The sequence below is a fragment of the Achromobacter deleyi genome (genome assembly GCF_013116765.2).
GTDB classification, from domain to species: domain Bacteria; phylum Pseudomonadota; class Gammaproteobacteria; order Burkholderiales; family Burkholderiaceae_B; genus Achromobacter; species Achromobacter deleyi_A.
In genome coordinates this window covers 76,582-88,776 of record NZ_CP074375.1, presented here as the reverse complement: position 1 = coordinate 88,776, position 12,195 = coordinate 76,582, and the positions used below count along the sequence as shown (strand labels likewise).

General features: G+C 67.1%; 11 protein-coding genes. 6 read left to right on the top strand and 5 right to left on the bottom strand.

Annotated features, from left to right (window positions below):
• Nucleotides 1-75: 75 nt before the first annotated feature.
• The gene (locus tag HLG70_RS00390; RefSeq protein WP_171667588.1) at nt 76-1,305 is read left to right on the top strand and encodes a CaiB/BaiF CoA transferase family protein; all 1,230 of its coding nucleotides are present in this window, start codon (nt 76-78) and stop codon (nt 1,303-1,305) included.
• Nucleotides 1,306-1,383: 78 nt separating this feature from the next.
• Nucleotides 1,384-2,370, top strand: a complete 987-nt coding sequence (locus HLG70_RS00385) for a Bug family tripartite tricarboxylate transporter substrate binding protein (RefSeq protein WP_171667589.1) — start codon at nt 1,384-1,386, stop codon at nt 2,368-2,370.
• Nucleotides 2,371-2,414: 44 nt separating this feature from the next.
• On the opposite strand, the gene HLG70_RS00380 is transcribed toward HLG70_RS00385, so the two are convergent.
• From HLG70_RS00380 to HLG70_RS00370, 3 genes are read right to left on the bottom strand one after another with little or no spacing between them, the layout of a single operon-like run.
• Nucleotides 2,415-3,407, bottom strand: a complete 993-nt coding sequence (locus tag HLG70_RS00380; protein ID WP_171667590.1) for a tripartite tricarboxylate transporter substrate binding protein — start codon at nt 3,405-3,407, stop codon at nt 2,415-2,417.
• A gap of 31 nt (nt 3,408-3,438) precedes the next feature.
• Nucleotides 3,439-5,544 carry an acetate--CoA ligase family protein gene (locus HLG70_RS00375; protein ID WP_171667591.1) on the bottom strand — a complete coding sequence of 702 codons (2,106 nt, stop codon included), beginning with the start codon at nt 5,542-5,544 and terminating at the stop codon, nt 3,439-3,441.
• Nucleotides 5,541-6,362, bottom strand: coding sequence for an enoyl-CoA hydratase/isomerase family protein (locus tag HLG70_RS00370; RefSeq protein WP_171667592.1), 822 nt, complete (start codon nt 6,360-6,362; stop codon nt 5,541-5,543). The genes HLG70_RS00375 and HLG70_RS00370 overlap by 4 nt, the downstream gene beginning before the upstream one ends.
• 126 nt (nt 6,363-6,488) lie before the next feature.
• Between HLG70_RS00370 and HLG70_RS00365 the strand changes: the two genes are divergently transcribed.
• From HLG70_RS00365 to HLG70_RS00350, 4 genes are all read left to right on the top strand, one after another.
• Nucleotides 6,489-7,307 carry an IclR family transcriptional regulator gene (locus HLG70_RS00365; RefSeq protein ID WP_171667593.1) on the top strand — a complete coding sequence of 273 codons (819 nt, stop codon included), beginning with the start codon at nt 6,489-6,491 and terminating at the stop codon, nt 7,305-7,307.
• An 80-nt stretch (nt 7,308-7,387) separates the two neighbouring features.
• Nucleotides 7,388-8,392 (top strand): helix-turn-helix transcriptional regulator, encoded by a 1,005-nt coding sequence (locus tag HLG70_RS00360; protein WP_171667594.1) that lies wholly within the window; start codon nt 7,388-7,390, stop codon nt 8,390-8,392.
• 137 nt (nt 8,393-8,529) lie between these two features.
• Nucleotides 8,530-8,919: a RidA family protein gene (locus HLG70_RS00355; RefSeq protein WP_171667595.1), complete on the top strand. Its 390-nt coding sequence runs from the start codon at nt 8,530-8,532 to the stop codon at nt 8,917-8,919.
• 56 nt (nt 8,920-8,975) lie between these two features.
• Nucleotides 8,976-9,971 carry a threonine/serine dehydratase gene (locus HLG70_RS00350; protein ID WP_171667596.1) on the top strand — a complete coding sequence of 332 codons (996 nt, stop codon included), beginning with the start codon at nt 8,976-8,978 and terminating at the stop codon, nt 9,969-9,971.
• Nucleotides 9,972-10,010: 39 nt separating this feature from the next.
• Here the strand turns inward: HLG70_RS00350 and HLG70_RS00345 are convergent, their stop codons facing one another.
• Together HLG70_RS00345 and HLG70_RS00340 are read right to left on the bottom strand one after the other, a co-directional pair.
• Nucleotides 10,011-11,108 carry a DUF2817 domain-containing protein gene (locus tag HLG70_RS00345; RefSeq protein ID WP_171667597.1) on the bottom strand — a complete coding sequence of 366 codons (1,098 nt, stop codon included), beginning with the start codon at nt 11,106-11,108 and terminating at the stop codon, nt 10,011-10,013.
• A 12-nt stretch (nt 11,109-11,120) separates the two neighbouring features.
• Entirely contained in the window at nt 11,121-12,098 is a 978-nt protein-coding gene (locus HLG70_RS00340; RefSeq protein ID WP_213697152.1) for a tripartite tricarboxylate transporter substrate-binding protein, read from the bottom strand.
• Nucleotides 12,099-12,195: the final 97 nt, after the last annotated feature.

Sequence of the window (12,195 nt, the reverse complement as noted above, 5' to 3'; positions counted from 1 at the left end):
TAGTAAAAACAGTTGAATTGCGCAAACTCTACACATATAGAATGCATTCTTTCAAGACCAAAGCCAGGAGACACCATGCATTCCCCACCGCTCGCGGGCCGCCGCGTCATTGAATTGGGCACCATGCTTGCCGCGCCCTTCGCCTCTCATATCCTTGCGCAGCTGGGCGCCGAGGTGATCAAAGTGGAGCCGCCCCGTGGCGATCCCACCCGCAGCCTGGTGCGGGGCGGCCCCAGCGGCACCTTCATCGCCTACAGCCACGGCAAGAAAAGCGTCTGCATCGACCTCGCCCACCCCGATGGCTACGCCGCGTTCCGCAAGATGCTGGAGACGGCCGACGCGCTGGTTCATAACCTGGCGCCCAGGGCGGCGCGCAAACTGCAACTGACGCGGGCCGACTGCAAGGCCATCAATCCGCGGCTGATCTACTGCCATATCCGGGGCTACGCCGAAGGACCGCAAGCGGACGACCTCGCCTCCAATCCCGTCGCCGAAGCGTCCACCGGCGTCATGGAAGCCAACCGCATCAATGGCCGCCCCAGCCGCCTGGGACCGTCCTATCACGACCAGTTCGCCGGCGCCTATGCCGTCATCGGCATCCTCGCCCGGATGCTGCAGCCCGAAGCCGCCGAAGACGGCGGCCACGTGGAAATCGGCCTGTACGAAACCGGCCTGCACGTCGCGTCGCGGGACCTCGTGGGCGTGCAGCTCAAGACACAGCTGCTGGGCCGGCCGGAACGCGAGCCGCACGGTGAATTCAGCATGCCAGGCTATGGCGCCTACCTGACATCCGACGAACGCTGGATGTACCTGCTGATGCTGACCGACGCCCACTGGCTGAAGTTCTGCCAGGCCATGGAACTGCCCGCGGCGGCCGACGCGACGCTGGCCGCGCTGAAAGACAGAAAGAAGGCGCGCGACCAGGTGGAGGAAATCGTCAAGGCGGCCATCGGCGCGCGGACGTTCGATGAGGTCACCGAGCGGCTCAAGGCGGCCGGCGTGGGCTGCACGGAGGTGCTGCCGCTGGAGCGGGTACTGGAAGCCGGCCAGGCGCGCCAGCCCGGCAAGCTGCGCAGCGTGCGCTACCGCGAACTGGAATTCGACGTGCCGGAATTTCCGCGCCTGAACGCGGCGGACGATGGCCTGCGGACGCTGCCCCCGCCCGACCTGGGCGAACACACGCTGGATGTGCTGCTGGCCGCCGGCCTGACGCCCGCGCAATGCGATGCGCTGCTGCATAGCGGCGCCGTATCCGCCAACCGGCCAGGCGATTTTTCCTGGGCGCCGGTACGGCGGGAGTCATAAGGCGCGTATAAAGCGCGATGCATGCCTGAACCAGAACGGGCGCCATGGATCGCCCCACAAGAATCGAGGAGACTGCAAATGCTGAAGCTCAATATTGTGCCGGGCCTGCTCAAGGCCGCCCTCACCGGTCTGCTATGCGTCGCCGCGGCGTCCGCCGCAGCCGCGTATCCCGACCGGCCGATCCGGTTGATCGTCGGATTCCCGCCCGGCGGCGGCGCGGATTTCGTGGCCCGCCAGGTCGCGCAGCGCCTGGGCGAGGCCCTGAACGCCAGCGTGGTCGTGGACAACAAGGCGGGCGCCAACGGTACCATCGCCGCAGCCGAAGTCGCGCGGGCAGCCGCCGACGGCTATACCCTGCTGCTGGGCGTCACGGCGTCCCAATCCATCAGCCCCGCCCTCTCGTCCCGGCTGCCCTATGATCCGCTGCGGGACTTCACGCCGATCACGCAGGTAGGCTACACGCCACTCGTCCTGGTCGTGAATCCCAGGCTGCCGGCAAAGACGCTGGAAGATTTCCTGCGCTATGCCAGGGCCAGCAAGACACCGGTGCCGTATGGGTCGGCCGGAACCGGCAACATCACGCACATGGCCGCCGAGCTCTTCGTCCAGTCGTCAGGCGTGTCCAATTTCCAGCACATCCCCTACAAGGGCAGCAGCCAGGTCATCACCGACCTGATCGGCGGCCGGGTCGACGCCTACTTCGACACCCTGCCCTCGTCCCTGCCCTTCATCCAGAGCGGCCAGCTGCAGGCGATAGCGGTCACCAGCCCCGCGCGCTCGGACACCGCGCGGGATATCCCCACCGTGCAGGAAGCCGGCGTGCCCGGATTCCAGACCACCACGTGGTTCGGCGTACTGGCCCCGCCCAAGCTCGACGCCACGCTGACCAGCCGCCTGTACGAAGCGCTGAAGAAAGGCCTGGATACGCCCGAGGCCCGCCAGGCGCTGGTGACGCGCGGCGTGGAGCCCGTGCTGGATACGCCCGCGCAATTCGGCGCCGAACTGAAAACGGACCTGCAGCGGTGGCGCGACGTGGCTCGCAAGGCGAACATCAAACTGGAATAGGCCGTCAAAGCCGCGGGGCCGGTCAGCGGCTCCGCGCATTGCATTCAAGGATTGTCCGTGATGCCTGCATCCTGAATGATCTTGCTCCAGCGCGTCTCTTCCTGCTTCACGTATTCCCCCAGCGCGTCTGGCGTCCCCACACTGGCGGCCAGCCCTTCCAGTTCCAGCGCCGCCCGAAACTCCGCATTGTCCGATGCCTTCCTGATCGCCGCGTTCAACTGTTCGATGACCACCGCGGGTGTGCCCTTGGGCACGAACAGCCCGTACCAGCTGTCCACGAAATACCCCGCCTCGCCCGCTTCGGCCACCGTGGGAACTCCCGGATAGGCGGGCGAGCGCTCCTTGGTGGTCACGGCCAGGGCGCGCAGCTGGCCGCTCTTTACGTGGCCGCTGACACTGGCCGAGGTCGAGAAGATCATGTCGATCTGCCCGCCGATCAGGTCGTTGATGCCAGGGCCCGACCCCTTGTAGGGCACGTGCAGGATATCCACCTTGCCCAGGCTCTTGAACAGTTCTCCCGCCAGATGCGCGGAGGTGCCGTTCCCATAGGACCCGAATGTCAGCTTGCCAGGATTGGCGCGGGCGTAAGCCAGAATGTCCTGCACGCTATTGAACTTCGACTTCGACGACACGACCAGGACATTGGGCGACTTGCCTATCATCGCCACCGGCGCAAACGCGCGATCCGTATCGTAGGGGAGCTTTTTATGGATGGCCGGATTCACCGCGTGCGCAAAGGTGGACATCAGCAAGGTATAGCCGTCCGGCGGGCTCTTGGCCACGTTCTCCGTTCCGATGATGGTGCTGCCGCCCGGCCGGTTTTCCACGACGACCGTCTGGCCCAGTTCATCCGTCAAGCCCTTGGCCAGCTGGCGCGCAATGATGTCGGTGCCGCCGCCCGGCGTGAAGGGCACGACGATGCGCAGGGGCCGGTCCGGAAAGGCCGCGCGGGCCTGCGGTGCCGTCAATGCGCCAAATGCCAGCATGGCCACGGCAACCGCCGTGCAGCCACGCGCGAGTGTGTTTCTGTATTTCATGCTTTGTCTCCTGTTTATCCGCTCGCCAGAATTAATTCGAATGCCCCCGCAAGACCGCCACGCCATCGGCCGCGCATACGCCCTGCCCGGCGGGCTTGACGAACAAGGGGTTGATCTCCGCTTCGATCAGCTGGTCCTCCAGCGCGGCCGCCATGCCCGCAAACGCAAGAATCGCCTCGACCAGGGCCGGCACATCGGCTCGTTCGCGTCCGCGATAGCCATCCAGCAAAGGCCAGGTCTTCAAGCGCTGCAGCGCCGCCATGACCTGATCGGCCGCCAGCGCCGTTCCATCTTCCGGCAACAGCAGCAGCGTCGTGTCCCGGACCAGCTCGGCAACGACTCCGCCCATGCCGAGCAGGATCGCGGCGCCCAGCGGATCCCGGTGCAGCCCCACGATCACCTCGGCCGCGCCGGACACCATTTCCTGGACCAGGAACGCATCGGGCCGGCGTCCGGTGTGGCGCTGGACATCGGCGGCCATCCGCCTCAAGCGCTCCGGCACATCCTCCGGCGCGACATTGACAGCCACGCCGCCCACATCGCTTTTGTGCGTGATTTCGCTGGACAAGAGCTTCAGCACCACGCGTGGCCCCAGCATCGTGGCGGCCTTTGCGGCCTCATCGTCGGAACGGACCACTATCTCCCTGACGCCGGGGATGCCGAATCGGGCAAAAAGCGCCTTGGCCCGGGCTTCGTCCAGCGAGCCGCTTTCCGCGCAGGTCAACGGAACGGGCTTGGCGGCCTGTTGTCGGCTGCGCTGGGGACGCTGGCTGCGCGCATGCACCTGCCACATCGCGGCCATGGCGGCGCTGACGCTCTCGGGCGCGTGGAACGCCGGTATGCCGTAACGGCTGAGGACTTCCGCGGCCCGGGGGGCATGCGGGCTGATGTAGGCCATCACGGGCTTGTCGCTCGCCGCCAGCGTGTCCTTCAGCGCTCCCGCCATCAGCTCGGGCTGCGCCACGCCGGACGAACCGACGATCACGACCAGCGCGTCGTAGCTGTCGCTTTCCAGCACGATGCGAATCGCGCCGCGCAGCAGTTCGGGCTGCAAGCCCGCCAGGGTCACATCGATGGGATTGCGGTCCAACGCGGCATGGCCGCCCGTCTGCAAGGCGCGCAGGGCCTCTCCGGTGGCTGCGTCCGGCGGCGGCAGTTCGAAGCCGGCCACACCCAGGCAATCCGCCACCAGCGTGCCCGCTCCGCCCGTCGATGTCAGGACCGCGATCCGGCGCCCGCGCAGCTTGCGCTCATGGGCCAGCGCCGCGGAAACATCCAGCAGATCGGAGAACGCCTGGGCGCGGATGACGCCGGTATCCTCGAACAGCGCGTCGTACATGCCGTCCGCGCCGGCCAGCGCGCCGGTGTGGGAAGCCGCGGCCTGGGCGCCCGATTCCGACCGCCCGATCTTGAACGCCACCACGGGCTTGCCGGCCCTGGCCGCCTTGCGCGTGGCGGCGCGGAATGTGGCGGGGTTGCGGATGCTCTCGACATATAGCGCAATGACGCGGGTCGCGGGGTCATCGGCCAGCGCATCCACGAAGTCGGCCAGATCCAGATCGACCTCATTGCTGGTGGAAATCAGCTTGGACAAGCCGATGCCGCGCGCCGCGGCCCGCGACAGCAGCGCGCCCAGGATTCCCCCGCTCTGCGACACCAGCCCGACCGCGCCGCTGTGCAGCTGATCGATTTCCAAGGCCCCGCTGGCCGACAGCGTGATGCGATCCGTCAGGTTGACCAGACCGATCGTGTTCGGCCCCAGGATGCGCATGTTGCCCGCCGCCTCGCGCAACTCGCGCTGGCGGCGAGCGCCTTCCTCGCCGGTCTCCGAATAGCCGCTGGCCAGCACAATCGCGGCGCCGGTGCCGATGTCCGCCAGATCGCGGATGGCCTGCTGGGTCCGTTCGGCGCTCAGCAACACGATGGCCACGTCCGGCGCTTCCGGCAATGACCGCACATCGGGATAGCAACGCAGTCCGTCGATGTCGGATGCCTTGGGGTTGACGGGATAGATCCGGCCCTGGAACCCGTGCTTGCGCAGGTATGCCACGGGGCGGCCGGAGGTCTTGGCGGGATCGGCGGATGCGCCCACCACCGCCACGCTGCGCGGCCGCAGCAGTTTCAACAGGGCGCTCACTTGGGCTCTCCCTGGGCCCGGGCCGACCTGGCCTGGGCCATCGTGGCCAGGAACGCGGCCACGGAATCACGGTGCTCGGCGCTGGTGTAGCAGATCCCCTGGGCCTGGCTGCCCATGGCAAAGACCTGGTCCGCGGTCAGTTCGAAGCTCTGGTCCAGTATCGACTTGCTCAGGGCAAGCGCCGTGGCCGAACCTTTCCCCAGCTCGGCGGCCCAGGCCTGCGCCGCGGCCAGCTCCGCGCCCGCGGGCGCGAGCCGGTCGGCGATGCCCAGCTTGAACGCCTCGTCCGCCTGCACCTTGCGGCCGGAATAGATCAATTCCTTGGCGCGCGCCAGTCCCACGCGGCGCGGCAGGAAGTACATGCCTCCGCCGTCCGGGATCAGTCCGCGGGCTATATAGCTCCAGGTGAACGTGGCGCTCTCGGAGGCGACGATGAAATCGCAACTCAAGGCCGTGTCCGCGCCCAGGCCCGCGGCAGCGCCGTTCACCGCCGCAATCGTGGGCTTGGGCATGCGATGCAACAGGCCCACCGCGTGATGCACGCGCTGCTGCCGGGACCAGCCGTTGAATCCGACCTCGCCCGGCGGCGCGTCCATCCGCCGCTGCATCCCGGAAATGTCTCCGCCCGCGCAGAATCCTTTCCCTTCCCCCGTCAGCACCAGCGCCTTGATGGCCCGGTCCTGGGCAACCGCTTCCAGCGCGTGGATCAGTTCGCTGCGCATCGCGTCGCTGATCGCGTTGCGCTTGTCGGGACGGTTCAGCGTCAGCGTGGCGACGCCCTCATGCGACTGCAGTTTGATGAATTCGTATTCGGCCATCTCCGTGCTCCGTGATGTTCGGTTGGCCCGCCATCCCCGCAAGGGAATTTTCCTGGCTGGCAATGACTACACGGTAGGCGGTAAAGTGGACGAAAACACCAGCCTATTTCCATAGAGTGGAATTGAATGAAACCTTCCCCGCAGCCAGGATCCCCGCCCGATGCTGCCCGGCGCTTCGCCGGCATTAGTCAGAATCGCTCGCTTGCGCGCGGCCTGGAAATCCTCCGGGCCTTCAAGCCCGGCACCGATCTCCTGGGAAATGGTGAACTGGCCGAACGCACCGGCCTGTCCGCCGCAACGGTCAGCCGGCTGACCCAGACCCTGGTCACCTGCGGCTTTCTGGACCACGACCGCAGCGCCCGCGCCTACCGGCTTGCCGCGCCGGTGCTCAGCCTGGGCCACGCGATGCGCGCGGCGTCGCCGGTACTCAAGGCGGCAACGCCCCTCATGCGCGACGTATCCAACAAACTCCGCGTGAACGTCGGCCTGGCCAGCGCGGACCGCGCCGAAATGGTCTACCTGGAATCGATCCGCTACAACCGCAAGGCCTCGCTGCGCACCATCGTCGCCGGGCAGCGCGTCCCGATCGAACTGACCTCGCTAGGCCGCGCCTATCTGGCGACCCTGGACGCGTCCACACGCGAAGGCTTGTTGAGCGGAATAAGGCGCGGCTACCGCAGCGCCTCCTGGAAGCCGATCGGCGCCGACATCGAACAGGCAATCGCCAAGGTCGCGACCCGCGGCTATTGCCTGGCGTCCTGGCAACCCGGCGTGGTCGCCATGTCCACGCCACTGTGCGGCCTGGGCAGCCAGGCGCTGGCGCTTAACTTCAGCCTGATCACCGACGAAGCGCCTTCGTCGGTGGAGCAGCAGCACGCTGCACACCTGCTGGCCTTGAAGGCGAGAATCACTCATGAGCTTGAACGCCAGGCGCTGGCGGGCTGAGCGTATCCGTGTCGGACGACAGCCGCCAGCGGTAAGCCGGGACGGCTTATGCTAACTTCTCTCAACCAGGAGAGATACGCATGCATGCCATAGTCCGCGCCGACACGCAGCCAGGCGTCGCCGGCGCCCCGCCCGCCGGTTACGACATCGTCCAGGACCGCGTGTTTGGCAAGCGCCGCATCATGCGGGCGCAATCGCCCCTGGCGGGGGTGACCGGCGAACGCGCCTATCTCCATGTGGGGTCGGGCATGTCGGTCAGCGCCTCGAACATGAGGCATGCCGCCCCGTCCACCGAGACGATTACCGGCGGCGGCGTCATCAAGGTTCATACGCGGCTGGCCGGCGCCAGCAAGGTGGGCATCGGCAATCAATGCGGCCAGTCCGTGGGCATTGCCACCTGTTCCGCGCTGATACACCCTCGCGGCGAACCGAAGATCGAACGGTTCGACGCCGACATCGCCGAACGCTCCGTCACCGTGGCCTGCACGGCGGAATTTCTGAACGAAGAGTTCGGCCTGGACCAGTTGTTGCCCACGCCCGCGCCGATCGCGCGTTTCCTGGACGGCCGCGAGGACAGTTTCTACAGCCTTGACCTGCCCCTGCAGTGGGAAATGCGCCGCGCGGGCAGCTCCATCCTTGACGACTTTTTCTGCGGATCGTCGGAGATCATGCTGATCGAAGCCCGGGCGCTTGAGATCCTGGGCCGCTTTTTCCAGCAAATCTGCGCCGATGCGCCCCCTGCCGCCGGCACGGCCCTGCGCCCTCGCGACCGGCGCATGGCCATGCAGGCGCGCGACATGCTCGACGCACTGCTTGGCGAGCCGCCCAGCCTGGGCCAGCTGGCCCGGGAGGTTGGCACGCACCAGGCAAAACTGATGCGTATTTTCAAGGCGGTGCATGGCACGACCATCAGCGGCTACATGGAAAATGCGCGCATGGAACGTGCGCGCGACCTGCTGGTGAACGAGGGGCTGTCGGTCACGCAGGTCGCATTTGAAATGGGGTATCAGCATCCGGGCAACTTCACGACCGCCTTCAAGCGCCACTACGGCATGCTGCCCAGCGCAATGCGCCCGGGGCGCTGACGCAGCCGCCCGGTCGCATCACGCATAAGCAATGCAATGCCTGCGCAAAAGCGCGACGCCGCCGGCATGCGCATCATGAAGGTTTCCAACGACTTCCAGCGGCGCCCTGCCAACCCGGCGGGCATCGCCATCAGCCCATGACATCTGCCCACCTTGCCGCCGACCCGCCAGCCCGCCCCGGCCCGACGCCCCATTTTTCGCCCGTCCGGGTGGCTGGCTCCCTGGCCTATGTGTCCGGACAGATGGCATTCAGCAGCGGCTACACGCTGGTGCAGGGCGGCGTGGCCGAACAGACCCGCCAGTGCCTGCGCAATATCGAAGCGGCGCTGGCGCCGGTGGGCCTGTCCCTGGACGACGTGGTCAAGACCACCGTCTGGCTCACCCGCAGCGATGACTTCACGGCGTTCAATGCCGCCTATGCCGACGCATTGGGCTCACGCACGCCGCCCAGCCGCTCCACGGTACGCGCGGACTTGATGGTGCCAGGCGCGCTGGTTGAAATCGAAGCGGTCGCCCTGCTTCCCTGAGCCGGGGCCTTGCGCATCCCGCCCCTTCCCTTATCCTCGCCCAAAGATCCAAACCCATGAGCCACACCCTGACCTTGGACGCCATGCGCGGCACCGCCGCCACCTTGGCCCCGCACATTCACACGACGCCGGTCGCCCCCCTGGGCGGTCCGAATCTGGACCGCCTGCTGGACTCGTCGACGCAGGTACTGATGAAGCTGGAGCTCTTCCAGAAAACCGGGACATTCAAAGCGCGCGGCGCGCTGAACGTGGCGATGCAATTGACGCCAGAGCAACGCGCCCGGGGCATTACCGCCGTGAGCGCGGGCAATCATGCCATCGCCGCGGCGTTTGCCGCCAAGGCGGTCGGCGTCAGCGCCAAGGTGGTAGTGCAGGCCAGCGCGAACCCTCAACGGCTGGCCGTGGCGCGCAGCTATGGCGCGGAAATTGTGCTGGCCGAGGACGGCGCCGCCGCGTTTGCCGAGATGGAACGCATCATGGCCGACGAAGGCCGCGCCATGATCCACCCGTTTGAAGGCATCTACACCTCGTTGGGCACCGCCACGCTCGGTCTGGAACTGGCGGCGCAGGCCCCGGAACTGGACGCCGTCGTCGTCGCGATTGGCGGCGGGGGATTGGCCAGCGGCGTGTCGGCCGCCATCAAGACGGTACTGCCCCGCTGCCAGGTCTACGGCGTGGAGCCGGAAGGCGCGAATGTCATGAGCCTGAGCTTCGCCAAGGGCGAGCCCGTGCGCATGAACCCGCCGCCCAGCACCATCGCGGACAGCCTGGCTCCGCCGATGACGCTGCCGGTGGCCTACGGCTTGTGCCGCCGGTACCTCGACGATCTGGTCACGGTCAGCGACGATGACATCTGCCGCGCCATGGCCGTGCAGTTCCGGGACGGCAAGCTCGCCGTTGAACCTGCGGCCGCCACCGCCCTGGCCGCGGTGCTGGGCCCGTTGCGGGAACGCCTGCAAGGCAAGCGGGTCGGGATCATCATCTGCGGCGCCAACATCGACAGCGCCACCTTCGGCACGCTGCTTGCGCGAGGCGAACGGGCGCTTGCCTGAACGCGGGGCCCAAGGCCGGGGCCCCGGTTCCGGCTGGCCTCAATCTCGCGACAGCTCAGCCATGGCCTGCGCGATGACCTGCTGCGAGCGCTCGAACACGGCGCGCTTCCATCGCGGGTCATCCGGGTAGAAGAACCGCAGCAAGCCCTGGCGGGCCGCGGATCCGGAATGGCCGGAGCGCGCGCCGCCAAAGGTCTCCCGATGATCCGCCAAGAGCAGTTCCAGCATCTGCTCCTGCGCGTAGGTGCCATATTCCAGCACCAGGGCCATCACCCGCGCTTGCGGCAGGATCTGTTCATAGCCCGGCGTGGTGTGGCCGGTGACCGGCACCCTGTCTTCGACGCGCGTCGTCGACAAGGGCGCCAGCACCCATTCGCCAAAGACGCTGCGCACCCGCTCCAATGCGGCGCCGCTTTGCAACGCCACCACGCAGCCGTACGAATACGCGCCCAGGCCCGTGTGGTAGTCCACCAGGTTGACCCGCTCCGCGGTGCCCGCGTGCTCGCGCAAGATGCGCTCCATCGTGACGCGCGACCAATCCGGGCCCGCTCCGCCATAGCCCATCCCGTCCGGATAGCGATACTGGCCCGCCATCAGCGCCGCGTAAAGCGCGGGCGTGCCGTGCTCCTGCTGAAAGCGCGCAAGCGTGGCGTCGGCGGCGCTTACCGCCCGCGCATCCCGCGGGTCCGCGACGACGGCGGCATGCAGCGCTTCGTATCCTTGCGCGCACCCCTGAGCCTGGCTGAAATCCACGTAGTTGCGGCAGAGGTCCACGTTGCCATCGGTATAGCGCCGCAAATGCGCCGCGCCCCAGGGATTGATCGCATGGACCAGCACGACCGCGGTGTCCGGCGGCAGGGCCTTGCCGCCGGTACGCAGCAGCCATCCGGCCTGGCAGCCCGATCCCGCCATCAGTTCCGGCCCGTGCACGCCCGAGGTCAGGACCAGCACGTGGCGCGCGGACCTGGGACCGATCCGGGCCACGTCGGTAAACAGCGGCGCGCCGCCAGGACCGTTCAGGGGATGCCGCCAGGACTCGACAGGCAGATCGCACAGGCGGCACGCCGCCAGGAACTTCTCGCGCGCCGCGCCATAATCCGGCGCGAAGTAGTGTTCAGTTTCCAGAGTGTCGAACATGCGAACCGCTTCCTATTGCGCCTGATAGCCAGAGGCCTTGATGATGGGCCCCCAGATTGCCAGATCCTGCGCGACTGCCTCCTGCAGGCCAGCCGGCGTACTGCTGGCCGGCACAAATCCAATGGGCAACAACGCGGCCTGGATTTCCGGCTTGGACGAAATATCCCTTAGCGCCTGATTCACCTGGGCAATGATGGCGCTGTCCGTGCCGCGCGGCGCAAACAGGCCAACCCAGCCCGAGGTATCCAGGGAGGGGTAGCCCAGTTCCGTGAACGTGGGCACATCGGGCAAGGCATCCATGCGGCGCGGACCGGTGACGGCCAGAATCTTCAGACGGCCCGAGCGGTGATGCTCGACCATGCCGCCCAACGCGTCGATGCCGGCGGTCACGTGCCCGCCCAGCAGATCCGCGACCAGGGGGCCGCCCCCCTTGTAGGGAACCGGCACCAGCGGAACATTGTTCTTCTGCGCCAAGGTGTACCCGATGAATTGCGGCGCGCTGCCAGGCGCGGGAATGCCGAACATGCCGGCGTTCGCATCCTTTCTGGTCATGCCGATGTACTCGTCCAGGCTCTTGGCGGCGACGCCATGGCCCACGGCCAGCACATGTTCGAACCCGGCCATCTTGCCTATGGGCGCGAAATCATTCACCGGATCGTATTTCACCGACGGTATGGTCAGCGGCAAGGTCGACATCATGTGGCTGTTGGCCACCAGCAGCATCGTTCCGTCCTTGGGCGCCGACAGGAAGGTCTGCGCCGCGATCTGCCCGCCCGCGCCCGGGCGGTTTTCCACCACCACGGAAAGCTGCAGGGCCTCGCGCAGCTTGTCGGCATAGACGCGGGCCACGGCATCCGCCGCACCACCGGGCGGATAGCCGACCACGATCCTGATGGGCCCCTTGAGCGTCTGGGCGGCGTGGGCGCCGGACATCAGCGCTGTGGCGCAAAACAACGCCGCGCAAACGCGGCGCACGTAACGGTGCATCATGGCTATCTCCCCTATCCTTGCGAATTCTTGGTCCATGGCTGGTCGAGCGCCAGCATGCGGCAAGTGTAGGAGGGGCGCAGCGGAGGCGATTCTGCGG